Genomic DNA, 18,450 nt, shown 5'->3' on the forward strand with positions numbered 1-18,450 from the left:
AAGCGTGACACGGCAGAGTGCCGTGTCTTTATTAAAATTCCTACCTGGAGGATTAAAATGATAAAAAAAACCTTAAGACAGATTACAGAGATGATACCTGTCAAAAATGATATTACCTCCTTTCTTGACCGTGAAATTTCGGGTGTTTCCATCGACTCTAGGAAAATTGAAACGGGAAACCTATTTATACCATTTAAAGGCGAAAACTCCGATGGTCATAAATTTGTAGAGGAATCACTGAGAAAAGGCGCAGCTGCTGCTCTTTGGCAAAGTGATGTTCCGAATCCGCCCACCCATTTACCCATCCTAATTGTTGATAACTGTCTGGAAGCTTTGCAGGATTTGGCTAGAGAATATCGGAAACAGTTACCAGTCAAAGTGGTTGGGATTACCGGAAGTAATGGAAAAACCACGACAAAGGATATGACGGCTTCCCTGTTATCCACGATCTATAAAGTTCAGAAAACAGAAGGAAATTATAATAATCATATTGGACTGCCTTTAACAGTCTTAGGTTTGGATGAGGATACAGATATAGCTGTTTTAGAAATGGGAATGAGCGGAAGGGGAGAAATTGAATTCCTCACAAAACTTGCGTCACCTGACGCGGTTGTTATTACCAATATAGGGGAATCTCATCTACTTGACCTTGGCTCAAGAGAAGGAATTGCTGAAGCAAAGCTTGAAATATTACAAGGTCTAAAAGACGGCGGTTTGGCGGTTTTGCATGGTGATGAACCGCTGCTAATGGAGCGTATCAATCAATACAAAGGGAATGTAAATGTGCAAACTTTTGGAAGAAGCGATACCAATGACTTTTTTCCTTCAGAAATAAAACAATTAGACCAAGGGAATAGATTTACGATCAACCGATCCACTGAAAACTTCGAACTTCCTGTACTGGGAACGCATAATATATTAAATGCATTGGCCGCGATGATCATTGCTCATTATTTTGAAGTGCCATTTAAAAAGATAAATGAGGGATTAACGAACGTTAAACTTACCAATATGAGGATGGAGCTAGTTGAAGGGGTACATGGTGAAAAAATCATCAACGACGCGTACAATGCGAGCCCTACCTCAATGATGGCTGCCATTGAACTTGTATCGAATCTTAAGGGGTACGAAAAAGTCATCCTCGTTCTCGGTGATATGCTTGAATTGGGCCCTCAGGAAGAACAATATCACCGGCAAATTGGTGAAGGGTTAAATCCTGAGAAAATTGATTTGATATTTACGTTTGGTAAATTGGCGGAGCACATCGCTGAAGGTGCTCGGTCCACTCTAGGAAAACACAGAGTCTTTTCATACATGGATAAGAACGAGCTGATTAAAGAACTAGAACAGCATGTTAATAACCAGACATTGGTTTTAGTAAAGGCTTCTAGGGGAATGAAACTAGAAGAAATCGTAACAGCATTACAAAAGAGATAGAATGACAAAAATATGGTATGTCAAATGTTCTTATAGGAACACTAAAGGAAAATATTCAAAGCAGGTGAAGTAAACATGATTGGTTGTTTATGTATTCATGGCTTTACTGGGGCACCATATGAAGTAGAGCCGCTTGCTGAGTATTTAACAAAGCAAACGGATTGGGTATTTAGTGTCCCAACTCTTCCCGGCCATGGCGAAAATCTTTCCCTAAAAGGCATCCACTATCAACAGTGGATTGAACATGCAGAGGCAGAATTAAAGAAATTGATTGATACCTGTGATCAGGTTTATGTGATAGGGTTTTCGATGGGCGGTATGATTGCAAGTCTATTGGCTGCAAAGTACCCGGTGGACAAGCTTGTACTACTAAGTGCTGCCGCTTATTACGTTAATCCTAAACAAATGGCCAATGAAATTAAATCAATGATTTTGGACTCGTTAAAAGGAAATTTAAAAAGTAATGAATTTTTTCAGCGTTATAAAAGAAAAATAAAAGCAACTCCCATAGAAGCGACTTTTCAATTTCGAAGACTAGTCTCTTATATCAAACCACTTCTCCCACAAGTAGAAGTGCCAACACTGATTGCACAAGGCGAATGTGATGGAATCGTGCCTCCTAAAAGTGCAGAATACTTATATCGCACCATTAGTGCAAAAACAAAAAGGCTTACGTATATTAAGGATTCAAGCCATCATATTTGTCATTGTGAGGAAAAAGACGCCCTATTTTCCCAAGTATATGACTTTTTGATGGAGCAATAATGCTTGTATGGGATTTGACATTAAATCGCATTAATTGCAATATAGTTGCAAAAGTGTTATGCTTATCAGCAACGTGTCTAAAGAACGAGTAAAATAGGGCATACTCCTTTGGAGGGATGTCTTTTTTTTGATAAAATTAAGATATCACCTAGTTACGGCATTTCGGAACATCCGTATTCTGCACATAGATAAAATTTTGATAGAAATGAAGGAGAATGAAAACATTGACAAAGTTTGAAGATTTAGGCCTAAGTCAGGCAACTTTACAATCAGTCCTTAAAATGGGCTTTGAGGAAGCAACACCAATTCAGTCAGAAACCATCCCAATGGGGCTAGCAAATAAGGATTTGATCGGGCAAGCTCAAACAGGAACAGGTAAAACAGCTGCATTTGGTATTCCTCTCGTTGAAAAGGTTGATGTAACGAAGGATGCGATTCAAGGGATTATCATCGCACCAACACGTGAGCTAGCGATTCAAGTATCGGAAGAGCTCTATAAAATTGGATCAGGAAAAAGAGTCCGCGTATTATCAATCTACGGTGGACAGGATATTAGCCGTCAAATTCGCTCATTAAAGAAATTCCCACATATTATTGTTGGTACTCCAGGGCGGGTTTTAGATCATATTAATAGAAAAACTATGCGTTTAGATACTGTTAATACAGTTATCCTTGATGAAGCAGATGAAATGTTAAATATGGGATTCATTGAAGATATTGAATCTATTCTTGCAGCAACACCAGCAGAGCGCCAAACCTTACTTTTCTCAGCGACAATGCCTGCACCAATTCAAAGAATGGCTGAAAAGTTCATGCATGACCCACAAATTGTTCGTGTGAAAACAAAAGAAATGACAGTTCCAGCGATTGAACAATTTTACCTTGAAGTCATGGAAAAAAATAAATTTGATGTCTTAACACGTCTTCTCGATATTCAATCACCAGAATTAGCGATTATTTTTGGCAGGACAAAACGCCGCGTTGATGAATTATCTGAAGCATTAACGTTAAGAGGTTATACAGCAGAAGGAATTCACGGAGATTTAACACAGGCGAAACGTATGCAAGTCCTTCGTAAATTTAAAGAAGGAACGATTGATGTACTTGTAGCAACAGACGTGGCAGCAAGAGGACTCGATATTTCTGGTGTAACACATGTTTATAACTTTGATATCCCTCAGGATCCTGAAAGTTATGTTCACCGTATTGGACGTACAGGACGTGCAGGTAAATCTGGTATGGCACTTACATTCATAACACCACGTGAAAAGTCTTACCTTACTGTCCTAGAAAGAACCACGAAACGTAAGATGGAAAGAATGACTGCTCCAACCCTAGATGAAGCGTTGGAAGGTCAACAACGTGCTGTAGTAGATAAAATTGTGCAAACGATTGAAGGAAACAACCTTCAGTATTATAAGAGAGCTGCCAACGAATTACTTGAAGAAAATGACGCTTCCACTGTCATTGCAGCTGTTTTGAAAATGCTAACAAAGGAACCAGATACAACTCCGGTGAAGTTAACAGAAGAATCACCACTTCATTCTAAGAGGGACAGAAAGCCTCAAGACCGTGACCGTAGAAGAAGAGACGACAATAGAGGAAGTTATAGTTCTTCACGCGGAGGCGGTAGTGGAGATCGCGATCGTAAAAAGTCGCCTTCTAAGCCAAGAACAGGTGAAAAGCGCACTTCTGGCAAATCAAAGCCAAGAAGCTTTAATCGTTAATAAAATGGAAGAGAGCATGGACATAAGTCTGTGCTCTCTTCAGTTTGTCGGGAATGCTAAGGACAAATCATACGAATCGCCAGAACTGAAGTAATTTTGTTATCTTGTGTCTGAAGGGGCTTTGACTTCGGACAGAACTGAAGTAATTTTGTTATCTTGTGTCTGAAGGGGCCTCGACATTGGACAGGACTGAAGTAATTTTGCCATCCTCTGTCCGAAGATGCCTCGACTTCGGACAAAACTGATATAATTTTGCCTCATACTGTTCCAAACTGCCCTTTTTTCTATTTTCAAACACTATGCCCGACTGATGTTTTTCTGTGCTCTCTTTTTCGTTTAAATGGGAACATTAGATGTAACAGCTTGTTAGGAGTGATGAGAATGATTGTTAAACTTGGTTATGTAGCAATGAGCATGGAGCTTCAGAACGCATCACCATCCCAAACGATGACATTTGCACAATTTAGCAGGATTAAAGACAGGGAAGCTGGTATTCGTAAGCTTGAGCGAATCGCCATTTCAAATATAGAGAATTGCCTGAGATTATTAAAACACAATGCTGGCAACCAGATTCATTTCTTTCGCTTAAGCTCGCGTTTAATCCCGCTGGCAAACCATGAGGAGTTGGCTGACTGGGATTACATTCAGCCGTTGAAAGAATCGTTAAAGAAGGTGGGTGAGTATCTAAACGCACACCCCATGCGAATTGATTTTCACCCTGACCATTTTGTTGTTCTTAATACTCCCAATAAGGAGATCCTATCCAATGCCTTAAAGACACTTGTCATGCACAGAAAACTGCTTTTGGGCATGGGAATCGATACGGAGCATCGCTGTGTCCTCCATGCTGGGGGCGGTTATGAGGATAAGGAAAAGGCACTTGAACAATTTATACATAATTGGGGGTATATCCAGCCAGCTATTCAAAAAATGATTATGCTTGAAAACGATGATACAACTTTCACTGTAAAAGAAACCTTATATCTATGTGAGAAGCTTGGGGTACCAATGGTATTTGATTATCACCACCACTTGGCAAACCACGAAGAAGAGAATTGGCAAGAGGATTGGGAACGGATTATCAATACGTGGAAGCATTCACCGCTTGTGGTGAAAACGCATATTTCCAGCCCTCGTTCTGAAAATGAATACCGAGCACATGCAGATTATGTTGACCCGGATATGTTTTTGAACTTTCTTACCGGAATAAAAGGTACGATACCAGAGATTCACTGTATGATTGAGGCAAAACAAAAGGATGCTGCCCTGTTTAAATTAATGGAGGATTTACAGGGACGAACTGGGATTAAGATCTTGGACGGATCGAGTTTTGAGGTTATTTAAAAAGGCTCTTTTCTTATACCTTGATACTTTTTGGTACAAATTTAATAATTGTTCTAAGCTTCGTAGAAAACAGTTAAACCTAATAAGAAAAAAGCCTGCAAACTAAATTCAAAGGCGCAAAATAACTAATTCCATGTTAAAATCGGCTTTAAGATTTTAACGATAATTTTCACGAGAACAGACTTTAACAAACGATATTTCCTTCCGTGGTATACTAGTAGCAAAGTCTGTATTTGAAACGGGAGGAATGTATGATACGAGAGCCGCAAAAAAGAATTTCTAAAGAGGCATTAACCGTATGGAGAATCTCAGCATTGATCATTGTTGTGATCAGTTGGGCTGTAGCAGCTTCAGTTATTTTCTTTTTACATAAATTTAATGTACCTAATTGGATTAGCATGATACTAATAGCAATAGAACTTATTTTTACTTATATAAGTATTTTTCTTTTCCCATCCTTAAGGTGGCGTCGCTGGCGTTATGATGTCAGAGAAGAAGAAATTGAGCTGCAGGAAGGGATTCTTATTGTAAAACGCACGTTAATTCCGATGGTTCGCGTTCAGCATGTCGATACCGTTCAAGGTCCGATTTTGCGCCAATACCACCTAGCCTCTGTCATTGTGAATACGGCTGCAACAGCACATAAAATTCCCGCAATAGAGGAGAACGAAGCAGAAGAATTAAGGCACTACATATCAACTCTTGCAAGGGTGGCAGATGAAGATGTTTGAGCCGAAAAGACTTCATCCCATCGTCATTGTTCTGAATATAGGTAAAAGAATAAAGGATCTTATTTTCACCTTTATCGCTTTGTTTTTTATCTGGAGTAAAGGTGAGCTGCTGCTGGCAGCAGCCGTGACCATTGTGGTCATTTCGATTATCGTGATGAGTATCTTATCATGGTTAAGGTATACCTATCGATTAGAACAGAATGAACTTCGGATTGAATATGGCGTTTTTGTCCGGAAGAAGAGATATATTCCTCTTGAGCGTATTCAAAGCTTGGATATCACAGAAGGAGTCCTTCATCGGTTATTCGGGATGGTGAAGGTCCAAATTGAAACAGCTGGAGGCAGCGGAACAGAAGAAGCAGAAGCGGTTCTCTCTGCGATATCAAAAGAAGAGGCAGATTTTATACAAGAATACGTTGCCAGAGCTAAGAATTCATCTTTTCAAGAAACAGCTGGGGAACAAGAAGCTTCTAATCTTTACAGTATCTATAAAATTACCCCCAAGCAGCTTATCCTGCTTTCGCTTACTTCAGGGGGAGTGGGAGTAGTTATTTCGGCTGTCTTTGCCACTTTATCACAATTAGATGATTTTTTATCTTTTGGAAGATTGTTTCGAGGGGTCGAACAATTTATCGTAAGTAATTTAATTTTCATCGCTGTTATCGTTTTCTTTGGATTTGTCCTGGCATGGATGATCGCTCTGATTGGAACGATGTTAAAATATGCAAATTTTCATGTGATGAAAACAGAACATGATTTAGTTATTTCGCAAGGGCTATTAGAGAGAAGGCAAATTACCATTCCACTAAAACGGATTCAAGCCATCACAATTAACGAAAATATTGTAAGGCAATGGCTAGGGTACGGTGCCGTATTTGTTGAAAGTGCAGGGGGCTCAGCCAAGAACCAAGAGGGTTCAAAGGTGCTGCTTCTCCCGCTGGTTAAGATTGAAAATATAGAATCCATTTTGAAGCCCTATCTGACAGAATATCAATGGAATACTAGTTTTACTCGTGTTCCTAAAAGAGCGATGAATCGTTATATGTTTCGGAGCTGGTTTATTCTAGTTCCAATTAGTGTGATTTCCCTTGTGTTTTTTAAGTTTTGGGGACTTCTATCGTTCATTGTTCTTGGATTGTTTGCCTTTTGGGGACTCTTGAAATTTAAAGATGCTGGCTGGAGTGTTGACCAACAGCAATTGACACTTCGTTATCGGAATATTGTTAGGACAACCGTGTTGATAAAAAAGAATAAAGTGCAAACCATGGAAATAAAGGAAAGTTATTTTCAAAGAAGAAAAGGGCTGGGCTCCCTTGAGGCATTTGTGAAGGTGGGCTTTGGCGGTTCCGGGGGCCGCGTTATCGACATGGACCGAATGATGTGAGAAAGGTCTACTCTTGGTTTTCGAGGGAAGTCAAAAACGGGGATTGAACCGATGAACTCGGACTCAATCCCTTTTTTTATTATAGGATATCGCTCCTAGTAAAAATCCGCCTAGCAAGCCAAATATGTGGGCTGTAATATTAATATTGGGTTGTATGAAGGTCATGACTAAGCTAAGTGCACAAATGATCAGGATGATTTGTGAATTTTGCTGAGAGAGCATATTCTTACGAAAGAGAACAATGCTTATATAATAACCAAATAACCCAAAGATTGCACCGCTCGAGCCAACATGTACATAAGTTAAAGGTTCAAGTAGCAGGGTAGCTAAATTGGCAAGGATACCAGAAACAAGATAGATAAGTATAAACTTGCCTTTCCCCAGAATACTTTCAAGTGCTGGACCAAAAAGAACAAGAGAAAAGCTGTTAAATAATACATGGGTAAACCCGCCATGCATAAAGATAGGAGTAACAAGCCTCCAATACTCTCCCTCCATAATATAGAGGTTTACGCCTGATAGTGTAGATTTAAACCAAAAGTTAGGGAAAATAGGTAATGCGGTAAAAAGATATAAAAGCAAATGGATGGCAATAATAGTAGAGACCACCGGATAAAAGCGTATAAATTCGCGAAAACTTTCTGTTCTCGTAAACATAAAAACCTCCTGAATATTACTACTTATAATGATAGACTGAATTTATTCTTTGTACACTAATATGCACATTTTATTTTATATAGAAGGGGATATAGCATGATTAAAGGGATTGGGATTGATATTATTGAACTTTCCAGAATCGAAGAAATTGTTACGAGGCAAAAAAAGTTAATTGATCGAATCCTCACAGAAAATGAAAAACAAACGTTTGAGCAGCTTCCGGAACGGAGAAAAATTGAATTTTTAGCCGGGAGGTTTGCTGCTAAAGAAGCTTATTCAAAGGCAGTGGGCACCGGAATAGGTAAGGAACTATCGTTTTTAGATATTGAAATCAAAACAGATTCATTAGGTAAGCCTTATATAGTAAAACCTGAAACGAGTGGCTTTCTTTCTATTTCACACAGCAGAGATTATGCTGTTGCACAGGTAGTTATTGAAGAGGTTTAAGAAAAAATGCATAATCAACAGACACCTTTAATCATATTCCAAAAGGTTGTCTCATATATTCATAGGGAAATGGGAGAGACAGGTCTTCTTTATATTCATATGAAAATGAGACAAGAAGGGGTTGAAGGAATTGAAGAAAAGGTTTTTGCTGGTGATTACGGGGTTAATGGTTATCTTTTTACTAGCTGCCTGCGGCTCTAAGTCAAAAGATGACGTGGTGAAAGAGTTAAACGGAAAATTGAATGATTTAACGGGGTATAAAGTAGACGCGAAGATGACGTTAAAAATGGGTACGGACTCACAAGTGTATAACGTTGAGATTTGGCATAAAGATCCGACATTCTACCGCGTTAATCTAAAAAATGCCGAAAAAGATCAAAGCCAAATGATTTTACGGAATGAAGAAGGAGTTTTTGTATTAACTCCAGCCCTTAAAAAGAGCTTCAAATTCCAAAGTGATTGGCCGCAGAACAGCAGCCAGGCCTATTTATACGAATCGTTAATTAAAGACATTGCTGCTGATAAAGAAGCAAAATTCACTGCAACGAAAGAGCATTATATTTTTGAAACAAAAACCCGCTACCAAAACAATAGCATGCTGCCAATCCAAGAAATTAAACTTAATAAAGATGATTTATCACCTGCAGTTGTAAAAGTAATGGATCCAGATCGTAATGCTCTTGTGACCGTAGAATTTTCTAAGGTTAAATTTAACGCAAGCTTTGATGATAGTGATTTTGATATGAAAAAGAATATGACGCGTGCAGACCTTAACCTTCCAGTCATGGCAGAAAGTAAAGATGCAGCCTTTACCGTTAAATATCCAACGGAGGACCTAGGTGCTGAATTGGTTGATGAAAAAGAAGTAAAGCTCGAGAATGGTAAACGAGTTGTCTTGACGTACGAAGGTGAAAAGTCATTTACACTTGTTCAAGAAAAGGTAACCGTTAAGGAAGCTTCAACTTCACCAACCTATGTGGATGGAGATTTAGTTGATTTAGGCGTTACCATTGGGGCTGTTTCTGAGGGCTCTATCACTTGGACGATAGATGGCGTTGACTACATGATTGCCTCCAACGACCTATCCAATAATGAACTTATCGAAATTGCTAGAACTGTACAAGGCGATGTGGAAAAATAAACTACAAAGAAACAGGCTCTTAATAGGGGCCTGTTTTTTTGTGCTGCTATCTAAGTTCAGCATGCTATGGATTTATTTATCGATACTTGAAAAAACACCAAAATGAACTGTATATCGCTACACTTGGGCCATTAGCGAAGAAGTAATGCCGCCTCTTAAAAAAACGTTTAGCAAATTCAAATTAAGTAATAATAAGAATGGTGGAAGAGTTATGAGGGTATAACTTATCCACCTTCTTTTTTTACTATACTGTGGAGGATACTCATGAAAGCATTGATTACAGACTTAATAGAAAAGGCCCAAAAGATCGGTGAAGTTGATTTAGTATTAAAAAATGGTGAGATTGTAGACGTTTTTTCTTTGGAAACCTTTAAGGGGGACGTAGCCATCCATAATGGTTATATTGTTGGGATTGGTCAATTCGAAACGGGCAAGAAGGTAATAGATGTATCGAATCAGTACATTGTACCTGGGTTCATTGATGGACATATTCATATTGAATCGACCATGGTCCGGCCATCTGAATTCTCCCGGGCGATTATTAAACACGGGATTACAACAGTCGTAACCGATCCGCATGAAATTGCCAATGTATCTGGTTTAGAAGGTATCAAATTTATGATAAGTGATGCAAAAAACTCTGTCGTAGATATCTTAATGAAATTACCATCTAGTGTTCCAGCAACGAAGTTTGAAAATAATGGGGCAACCCTCACTTCTAATGATTTAAGAGAGCTGTTAGAATGTGATGAGGTTATCGGATTGGCGGAAGTAATGGATTATCCTTCCGTCATAAATATGGAACAAGATATGATGGAAAAGATTGAGATGGTTAAAAATAGAAAGTTAGTCATTGACGGCCATGCTGCAGGATTGAGTGATGATATCCTTGATATCTATAGTATCGCTTCGATTCGCAATGATCACGAGGCGGTAAATGCAAAAGAGGCCTTAACCCGTGTTAGAAAGGGTTTCAATGTATTGGTGAGAGAAGGTTCTGCAGCGAAGGATTTATTGGCTATCCTGCCAGCCATATCTTCAAAAAATAGTACTCGTTTTTCTTTTTGTACAGACGATAAGCACCTCGACGAAATGGTTGAGGAAGGCACCATCAACCATGCAATAAAACTAGCAGTTAAAAATGGGTTAGACCCGCTGATTGCCATCCAAATGGCTACGATTAACAATGCAAACTGTCACGAGATTGATAATAAAGGGGCCGTTGCTCCAGGGTATATAGCGGATTTAGTTATAGTGGATAATCTCGTTGATTTGTCCGTTCATAAAGTAATTAAAAATGGAAAAACCGTTTATATCGAGAACCAGCAAAGTTTAGAACAAATCGAGATTTCAAAATCCATCCTGCATTCGGTGAAAACTCCAAAGATCACTGAAAAAATGCTGCAAATACCCCTTGTAGAAGGACAAAAGGCAAATATAATTGAAATTTTACCAGGCAAACTAATTACTAGAAAAAGGGTTGATTTTGTAGAGACAAAAGAGGGACTCTTTCTAAGCAACCCAGAAAAGGATTATCTTAAAATGGCGGTTTGCGAAAGGCATAAAAGCACGGGTAATGTTGGACTGGGTATTGTACACGGTTTGAAATTAAAGTCTGGGGCAATTGCGTCAACCGTTGCTCATGATTCACATAATATTGTCGCTGCAGGTACGAATGATCAAGATATGATCCTGGCCATAGAAGAATTACAGAAAACACAGGGGGGCTTAGTCATTGTGAATGCTGGTGAAATTCTAGCTCGGGTAGAACTGCCGATTGCTGGATTAATGTCTGACCAGCCTTATGAAGTGACAGTCAACAAACTATTAAATATGCATGAAAAACTTAAAACCATTGTAGACCACAACTCACACAATACTTTCATGATTTTATCATTCTTATGTTTACCAGTCATCCCAGAATTAAAACTTACAGATAAAGGGTTGTTTGATGTTACTGCTTTTAGTCATATAGATGTTGGGGTATAGAAGGTATTTGACATATGATAAAACTAGTTCGATAATCAAAAAGGAAAAATAAAATATATACTGACTTTAGTTTTAATAGGAAGTGGAGAACATGCAAGAGCAGGGCTTTTTCTATAGAGACACTTGGGTGGAAATAGATTTGGATTGCATTTCCGAAAATGTTGCCTCTGTTAAAAAACTGTTGCCTGAAAATGTGGATATAATCGCTGTAGTAAAAGCAAATGGTTACGGTCATGGTGACCTTAAAGTTGCCGAAAGTGCACTGAATGCTGGAGCCTCCTATTTAGCCGTCGCATTCATGGATGAAGCGATTGCCTTAAGGAATAAGGGAATCCAAGCACCCATTTTAGTTTTAGGTGCAACACGTCCAGAGGATGTAGAACTGGCGGTTAAATTTGATATCACCATTACGGTTTTCCAATTGGAATGGGTGAAAGCGGCTCAATCTTATTTGCCCCCTGATAAGGTACTTACCGTTCATATTAAACTTGATACGGGAATGGGAAGGATTGGGATCCGTACCAAGGATGAGTTAACAGCTTTGGTACAAAGTATTTCAAATGATGACCGGATGGCCATTGAGGGTATTTTCACCCATTTTGCCACAGCAGATGAACTAGATTTACAATACTTCGAAAAACAATTAGACTTATTTCACGACTTACTCTCTGTAGTAAAGGAACGTCCTAAGTATATTCATTGCAGCAATAGCGCTGCTTCATTAAGGTTTCCTAGTACCTATTTTAATGCCGTGCGTCTTGGGATTGCGATGTATGGATTAACACCTTCTCCAGAGATAGAGCATGAACTGCCTTTCCCGCTTAAGGAGGCCTTTTCACTTCGTTCACGGCTTGTCCATGTTAAGAAGCTTGATAAAGGAGATAAGGTAAGCTATGGTGCAACATATGAGGCTGAAGAGGAAGAATGGATTGGAACCATTCCAATCGGTTACGCGGACGGATGGATCCGCCGACTTCAGGGGCAGGAAGTATTAGTTGAGGGCAGAAGGGTGCCAATTGTTGGCAGGATTTGTATGGATCAATGTATGGTTAAATTGCCGCATTTTGTTCCAGTCGGAACGACCGTTACGTTAATCGGAAAACAAAGTAATGAGTTCATTTCCGTTAATGAAATTGCTCAAAAACTAGAAACCATTAATTATGAAGTTCCTTGTATCATCTCATCGAGAGTACCCCGTTTATATAAAAAAGGCGGGAAAATTGTCGTACTAAAAAACTATCTTCTTCCAGAATAATGGCCTAATTTTAAAAAAATATCATATTTATGTTAGTGCGGAATTTTTTCGTGCATAAAAGGTAGTTTGTTTGGCCTATAATACAGAAGTATTAGAATTAGTATTTGCATGTTGGGCAATAAGTGGTATTATTAAATATGGTAGATAGAAAAAATGGTGTGTAGTGATGGTGGAGGTGTATGTTTGTGTCTGAATCCGGCGCAACTACGGAAATCTTAGTGAAATTACCGCAACATCTTTTAACCGAGTTAGATGGTTTTGTAAAATTAGAAAACGTTAACCGGAGTGAGTTTATTTATCAAGCGACTAAAATGTATTTACGCGAACGTAAAAAGAGACAAATTCGCGAGTCTATGAGACGTGGATACATGGAAATGGCAATGATCAATTTAACAATTGCATCTGAAGCATTTCAAGCAGAATTTGAGGCAGAACACACAGTTGAACGTCTTGTAAGCGGAGGGTAATACCTTGATTGTCAAGCGTGGTGACGTTTATTTCGCGGACCTATCCCCAGTTGTTGGTTCTGAACAAGGCGGCGTCCGTCCTGTACTTGTCATTCAAAACGACATCGGGAATCGGTTTAGTCCCACAGTTATTGTTGCAGCGATTACAGCTCAAATTCAAAAAGCGAAGCTTCCCACTCATGTAGAAATTGATGCGAAGCGTTACGGTTTTGAACGAGATTCAGTCATACTTTTAGAACAGATTCGTACAATTGATAAACAGCGGTTAACCGATAAAATAACCCATCTCGATGACGAAATGATGGAGAAAGTGGATGAAGCCTTGCGAGTAAGTATAGGTCTCATCGAATTTTAGTATTTACACACGCTCTTCTAGGAAAGAGCGTTTTTTTATACTTATGCTCTGACCTCATATTTGTTTCTGCCTTAGCAAGCTATTTAGCTTGCTTCTTTTTTATTTATAGAGGGACATGATCCGATATGAATCAATTGAGATAATTTGATACAATATGGTAAGTAGGAATGGAGGTTTATATTTTGAACGATACAGTTGTGAAAGATGAACAGCTGCTTGGAAAGGTTGCTGCCGAATTAGCGATACCTCAAAAGCAGGTAAAAAGCGTCATTTCTTTACTGAATGAGGGTAATACTGTGCCATTTATCGCTCGCTACCGAAAAGAAATGACTGGGGCGCTCGATGAAGTCCAAATACGAGATATCCAGGAACGCTGGCAATACATACAAAACCTAGAGCAAAGGAAAGGAGAAGTACTTCGGACCATTGCTGAGCAAGGGAAACTAACTGATGAACTTACACATAAAATAACAAAAGCAGAAAAGCTGCAAGAGGTTGAAGATTTATATCGGCCTTATAAACAAAAGCGGCGTACAAAAGCAACGGTTGCAAAGGAAAAAGGGCTGGAGCCTTTTGCGGAATGGCTATTAACTTTTCCGAAGAGTTCTATTGAAGAAAAGGCAAAGGAATTTTTATCAGAAGATAAAGAAGTCTTAACGGTCGAGGAGGCCATTGCTGGTGCAAAAGATATCATTGCTGAAATGGTATCGGATGATGCGGAAGGGCGGAAATGGATTCGTAACGAAACCTTTAAGTCGGGAAAAGTGGAATCAACAGTAAAAGATGCCGAGAAGGACGAGAAAAAGGTTTATGAAATGTATTATGAATATGAGGAGCCTGTAAATAAAATTGTTCCACATCGCACTCTGGCGTTAAATCGTGGTGAAAAGGAAGATATCTTACGGGTGTCCATTAAGATGAATAATGACATCATCATTTCTTACCTGTCTAGAAAATGGGTCCTAAATCAGCACTCTCCAGCGGCACCGCTTGTTTTAGAAGCAATCGAAGACAGTTATAAGCGTCTTATTCAGCCTTCGATTGAAAGAGAAATTCGCGGAGAGCTAACAGATAAGGGTGAAGAGCAAGCCATTCATATCTTCTCTGAAAATCTCCGTAACTTACTTTTGCAGCCGCCGTTAAAAGGAAAAGTAGTAATTGGTGTAGACCCTGCTTATCGGACAGGCTGTAAGCTTGCGGTTGTGGATGAAACAGGCAAGGTGTTAAAGATTGATGTTATCTATCCTCATCCGCCTGTATCAAAGACAAAAGAAGCAAAGGATAAGTTTATTCGTATTCTTCGTGACTATAAAGTTGAGATGGCGGCAATTGGGAATGGAACGGCCTCTAGAGAAACGGAACAATTTGTAGCAGATATCCTAAAGGAAATGGATCAAGAAATCTATTATCTAATTGTGAATGAAGCCGGTGCTAGTGTGTACTCTGCATCTGATCTTGCAAGAGAAGAGTTTCCTGATTTTCAAGTCGAAGAAAGAAGTGCTGTCTCGATTGCAAGAAGACTGCAGGATCCGCTTGCTGAGTTAGTAAAAATTGATCCGAAATCAGTCGGAGTAGGTCAATACCAACATGATGTAACGCAAAAGCGTCTTTCGGAATCGCTGCACTTTGTGGTTGAAACAGCTGTAAACCGAGTAGGTGTTAATGTGAATACCGCTTCAGCTTCCTTACTACAATATGTTGCCGGGTTAACAAAAACGGCGGCACATAATATTGTGAAGAAAAGGGAAGAGGAAGGGAAGTTCACTAGCCGGGTGCAATTAAAGAAGGTACCTCGCCTTGGCGCTAAAACGTACGAACAGGCTATTGGCTTTTTACGTGTATTAGATGGCAAGCAGCCGTTAGACCGAACCGGAATTCATCCAGAGAACTACGATGAAGTGAAAAAATTATTGACTAGTCTAGGTTTTTCAGCCAAGGATTTAGGAACAGCTGAATTACGGGATGCATTAAGTGGGCTTGATCTTAAAGCGGTGTCAGCTGAATTGTCTATTGGAGAACTAACATTAAAAGATATCATCGATGCGCTAGTAAGACCAGAACGAGACCCTCGTGACGACTTACCGCGTCCACTTTTGAAAAAGGATGTTCTTAAATTAGAAGATTTAAGTGCGGGAATGGAGCTTCAAGGCACGGTTCGAAATGTTGTCGACTTTGGTGCCTTTGTGGATATCGGTGTGAAACAAGATGGACTCGTTCATATCTCCAAACTAAGCAACCGATTCGTAAAACATCCATTAGATATTGTATCTGTTGGCGATGTTGTAACGGTTTGGGTTGACTCAGTGGATATGAAAAAGGGAAGAGTGGCGTTAACTATGCTGCCTCCTTCTAAAGAATAGAAGAACATTGAAGACTAAATAGCGGTATAGAGCTCATGGTGACCATGAAGTATCTTTAATAATGAAAATATGAAAAGGGAGGAGTGCAAATCTCGAAATAGATTTGTACTTCTCCTTTTTCCTTTCCTAGCAGAACTAGTTGTAATTAAGAAATATGTTTCTTTCTGTAAAAAAACCAGCATTGATTTAACAGTTTAATTTGGTATCGGTCCTTCTCGTAGAAAGCTCTTTTCATTTGGTTTTGAAACCAAGTCGGCATAGATTAACCCTCCCGAAAAGTGAATCATTATAGGTATATACAATATATGCTATAATAGGTTGTCACGTTCGCTTTATTAAGGAGTGTTACTAAATGGAGGAAAAAGAACTACAAAAGTTAGTCGAAAAAATCTCAATTGAATCTTTTGGTAAACCCTTTAGGCATAAAGCTTCCTTTAATAGCAGGCTGCGTTCTACTGGAGGTAGATATCTCCTTGGTACTCACGATATTGATATTAATAGAAAATATTTAGACCAACTGGGCATGAACGAATTAATTGGTATCATTAAACATGAACTCTGCCATTACCATCTTCATCTTGAAGGAAGAGGGTACCAGCATCGAGATCACGATTTTAAAATGTTATTGAAGAAAGTTGGAGCACCAAGATTTTGTAGTCCGCTGCTAGATATACCTAAGAAACGCACACCTAATAAAACTCTCATTTATGAATGTACAAAATGCAATCAGTCATATATAAGGAAACGAAGTATTAATACAAGTAGATATGTCTGTGGAAAGTGTAAAGGCAAGCTAACAAAGGTAAAAGAAATATCGAAAGAATAAGGAAAATATTCACAAGTTATTTTATTGAAAAATCGTGTTGACTTTATAATACAACGTCATTATAATGTAAAGAGTCGACAAGCTGATTGACCTTGTTTGGCGACTTGTTTAACAGTGTAGTTCATTATTATTCCGCAGTAGCTCAGTGGTAGAGCTATCGGCTGTTAACCGATCGGTCGTAGGTTCGAGTCCTACCTGCGGAGCCATTTTTATGGGGAAGTACTCAAGAGGCTGAAGAGGCGCCCCTGCTAAGGGTGTAGGTCGGGTAACCGGCGCGAGGGTTCAAATCCCTCCTTCTCCGCCATAAAATATTTAGGCCCCTTGGTCAAGTGGTTAAGACACCTCCCTTTCACGGAGGTAACACGGGTTCGAATCCCGTAGGGGTCATCAGGGACGGGAGATGATTATAGCTCATTTCCTGTTTCTTATCTAAAGCATTATTCGGTCCGGTAGTTCAGTTGGTTAGAATGCCTGCCTGTCACGCAGGAGGTCGCGGGTTCGAGTCCCGTCCGGACCGCCATTATTTTATCAATAGTAATATTGGGCTATAGCCAAGCGGTAAGGCATCGCACTTTGACTGCGACATGCGTTGGTTCAAATCCAGCTAGCCCAGCCAAATCATAACATCCCTGAAGATGCTTCGGCGGATTTTACGAAAAATACCGAAAGGTATTTTAAGCAATTGTGAGCCATTAGCTCAGTTGGTAGAGCATCTGACTTTTAATCAGAGGGTCGAAGGTTCGAGTCCTTCATGGCTCACCAAGTTTTTTTCGACAGCAAAATAAACGTCCTTATGCGTTAGCGAAAATAACTTTCCTTTTGCGATAGCAAAATAAGTTTATATTATGCGGGTGTGGCGGAATTGGCAGACGCACCAGACTTAGGATCTGGCGCCGCAAGGCGTGGGGGTTCGACTCCCTTCACCCGCACCAACCAATTATTTCCACTTGAAATACAGTTAATAATTTGGTATGATTGTAAATGTCGCTAAAACGTATGCGGTCGTGGCGGAATGGCAGACGCGCTAGGTTGAGGGCCTAGTGGGGGCAACCCCGTGGAGGTTCAAGTCCTCTCGGCCGCACCAAAAAAAGATGTTGACATCTTAAGTAACATTTGATACAATATAAAAGTTCGCTTCAAAAGTTTGCGCCCGTAGCTCAATTGGATAGAGTGTCTGACTACGGATCAGAAGGTTATGGGTTCGACTCCTTTCGGGCGCGCCATTATTTACGGGAAGTAGCTCAGCTTGGTAGAGCACTTGGTTTGGGACCAAGGGGTCGCAGGTTCGAATCCTGTCTTCCCGACCATTCAATATTATATATGCGGGTGTAGTTTAGTGGTAAAACCTCAGCCTTCCAAGCTGATGTTGTGAGTTCGATTCTCATCACCCGCTCCAATTTTTATTTTAATTGTCCCTGCGCCATAGCTTATTAGAAGGTGTTATCCTTCAGCTCGTCGCAAGGCAGCAAGAAGTAAATTCATTGAAGTTTATCACGATGTTTTTACAACGTCGTAGCCTTGTTCTTTGAAAACTAAACAAACAAGAACGTCAACAAACAATTTTT

Annotated in this window: 17 protein-coding genes and 11 tRNA genes; 26 read left to right on the forward strand and 2 right to left on the reverse strand. The window is 39.5% G+C overall.

What is annotated here, in order from left to right; all coding sequences use genetic code 11:
* The first annotated feature begins 57 nt into the window (after positions 1-57).
* From V7108_RS25855 to V7108_RS25880, 6 genes are all read left to right on the forward strand, one after another.
* A complete protein-coding gene (locus tag V7108_RS25855; protein ID WP_335510329.1) occupies positions 58-1,437 on the forward strand; it encodes a UDP-N-acetylmuramoyl-tripeptide--D-alanyl-D-alanine ligase in 1,380 nt (459 codons plus the stop codon).
* A 75-nt stretch (positions 1,438-1,512) separates the two neighbouring features.
* On the forward strand, positions 1,513-2,202 hold the full coding sequence (locus V7108_RS25860; RefSeq protein WP_335569804.1) for an alpha/beta hydrolase: 690 nt from the start codon (positions 1,513-1,515) through the stop codon (positions 2,200-2,202).
* 224 nt (positions 2,203-2,426) lie between these two features.
* Entirely contained in the window at positions 2,427-3,929 is a 1,503-nt protein-coding gene (locus V7108_RS25865) for a DEAD/DEAH box helicase (protein ID WP_335510325.1), read from the forward strand.
* A 381-nt stretch (positions 3,930-4,310) separates the two neighbouring features.
* The gene (gene uvsE, locus V7108_RS25870; protein ID WP_335510323.1) at positions 4,311-5,273 is read left to right on the forward strand and encodes a UV DNA damage repair endonuclease UvsE; all 963 of its coding nucleotides are present in this window, start codon (positions 4,311-4,313) and stop codon (positions 5,271-5,273) included.
* Between the two features lie 251 nt (positions 5,274-5,524).
* On the forward strand, positions 5,525-6,004 hold the full coding sequence (locus V7108_RS25875; RefSeq protein WP_335510321.1) for a PH domain-containing protein: 480 nt from the start codon (positions 5,525-5,527) through the stop codon (positions 6,002-6,004).
* Positions 5,997-7,388: a PH domain-containing protein gene (locus V7108_RS25880; protein ID WP_335569805.1), complete on the forward strand. Its 1,392-nt coding sequence runs from the start codon at positions 5,997-5,999 to the stop codon at positions 7,386-7,388. Before V7108_RS25875 ends, V7108_RS25880 begins: the two co-directional genes overlap by 8 nt.
* Positions 7,389-7,451: 63 nt before the next feature.
* Here V7108_RS25880 and V7108_RS25885 read toward each other — a convergent pair whose 3' ends face one another.
* Entirely contained in the window at positions 7,452-8,045 is a 594-nt protein-coding gene (locus V7108_RS25885; protein ID WP_335510317.1) for a rhomboid family intramembrane serine protease, read from the reverse strand.
* 96 nt (positions 8,046-8,141) lie between these two features.
* Here V7108_RS25885 and acpS point away from each other — a divergent pair, with 96 nt between their 5' ends.
* From acpS to V7108_RS25925, 8 genes are all read left to right on the forward strand, one after another.
* On the forward strand, positions 8,142-8,492 hold the full coding sequence (gene acpS, locus V7108_RS25890; protein ID WP_335510315.1) for a holo-ACP synthase: 351 nt from the start codon (positions 8,142-8,144) through the stop codon (positions 8,490-8,492).
* Positions 8,493-8,498: 6 nt separating this feature from the next.
* Positions 8,499-8,693: a hypothetical protein gene (locus V7108_RS25895; protein ID WP_335569806.1), complete on the forward strand. Its 195-nt coding sequence runs from the start codon at positions 8,499-8,501 to the stop codon at positions 8,691-8,693.
* On the forward strand, positions 8,623-9,633 hold the full coding sequence (locus tag V7108_RS25900) for a LolA family protein (protein ID WP_335510313.1): 1,011 nt from the start codon (positions 8,623-8,625) through the stop codon (positions 9,631-9,633). The genes V7108_RS25895 and V7108_RS25900 overlap by 71 nt, the downstream gene beginning before the upstream one ends.
* A gap of 264 nt (positions 9,634-9,897) precedes the next feature.
* Positions 9,898-11,622, forward strand: coding sequence for an adenine deaminase (ade, locus tag V7108_RS25905; RefSeq protein ID WP_335510311.1), 1,725 nt, complete (start codon positions 9,898-9,900; stop codon positions 11,620-11,622).
* Between the two features lie 91 nt (positions 11,623-11,713).
* Positions 11,714-12,877, forward strand: a complete 1,164-nt coding sequence (gene alr, locus V7108_RS25910; protein ID WP_335510309.1) for an alanine racemase — start codon at positions 11,714-11,716, stop codon at positions 12,875-12,877.
* A 185-nt stretch (positions 12,878-13,062) separates the two neighbouring features.
* Positions 13,063-13,344 carry a CopG family ribbon-helix-helix protein gene (locus V7108_RS25915; protein ID WP_045519273.1) on the forward strand — a complete coding sequence of 94 codons (282 nt, stop codon included), beginning with the start codon at positions 13,063-13,065 and terminating at the stop codon, positions 13,342-13,344.
* Positions 13,345-13,348: 4 nt separating this feature from the next.
* Complete coding sequence (locus tag V7108_RS25920) at positions 13,349-13,699, forward strand: type II toxin-antitoxin system PemK/MazF family toxin (protein WP_034673264.1); 351 nt, start codon at positions 13,349-13,351, stop codon at positions 13,697-13,699.
* Between the two features lie 182 nt (positions 13,700-13,881).
* Entirely contained in the window at positions 13,882-16,059 is a 2,178-nt protein-coding gene (locus tag V7108_RS25925) for a Tex family protein (protein ID WP_335510306.1), read from the forward strand.
* Between the two features lie 145 nt (positions 16,060-16,204).
* On the opposite strand, the gene cmpA is transcribed toward V7108_RS25925, so the two are convergent.
* A complete protein-coding gene (gene cmpA, locus V7108_RS25930) occupies positions 16,205-16,318 on the reverse strand; it encodes a cortex morphogenetic protein CmpA (RefSeq protein WP_095251326.1) in 114 nt (37 codons plus the stop codon).
* Positions 16,319-16,411: 93 nt separating this feature from the next.
* On the opposite strand from cmpA, the gene V7108_RS25935 reads away from it, so the two are divergent.
* From V7108_RS25935 to V7108_RS25990, 12 genes are all read left to right on the forward strand, one after another.
* Complete coding sequence (locus tag V7108_RS25935; protein WP_335510303.1) at positions 16,412-16,885, forward strand: SprT family protein; 474 nt, start codon at positions 16,412-16,414, stop codon at positions 16,883-16,885.
* Between the two features lie 131 nt (positions 16,886-17,016).
* Positions 17,017-17,091 (forward strand) — tRNA-Asn (locus tag V7108_RS25940).
* Positions 17,092-17,098: 7 nt separating this feature from the next.
* Positions 17,099-17,189: transfer RNA gene (locus V7108_RS25945), tRNA-Ser, on the forward strand.
* Between the two features lie 11 nt (positions 17,190-17,200).
* Positions 17,201-17,272 (forward strand) — tRNA-Glu (locus tag V7108_RS25950).
* A 56-nt stretch (positions 17,273-17,328) separates the two neighbouring features.
* A tRNA-Asp gene (locus V7108_RS25955) sits at positions 17,329-17,405 on the forward strand.
* Between the two features lie 21 nt (positions 17,406-17,426).
* Positions 17,427-17,501, forward strand: a tRNA-Gln gene (locus V7108_RS25960).
* 70 nt (positions 17,502-17,571) lie between these two features.
* A tRNA-Lys gene (locus V7108_RS25965) sits at positions 17,572-17,647 on the forward strand.
* Positions 17,648-17,732: 85 nt separating this feature from the next.
* Positions 17,733-17,817, forward strand: a tRNA-Leu gene (locus V7108_RS25970).
* Positions 17,818-17,883: 66 nt separating this feature from the next.
* Positions 17,884-17,969 (forward strand) — tRNA-Leu (locus V7108_RS25975).
* Between the two features lie 62 nt (positions 17,970-18,031).
* Positions 18,032-18,108 (forward strand) — tRNA-Arg (locus V7108_RS25980).
* A 7-nt stretch (positions 18,109-18,115) separates the two neighbouring features.
* Positions 18,116-18,192, forward strand: a tRNA-Pro gene (locus V7108_RS25985).
* 15 nt (positions 18,193-18,207) lie between these two features.
* A tRNA-Gly gene (locus V7108_RS25990) sits at positions 18,208-18,281 on the forward strand.
* The last annotated feature ends 169 nt before the right edge of the window (positions 18,282-18,450 follow it).

This window comes from Neobacillus vireti (assembly GCF_036962345.1).
Lineage (GTDB): Bacteria > Bacillota > Bacilli > Bacillales > Cytobacillaceae > Neobacillus > Neobacillus vireti_A.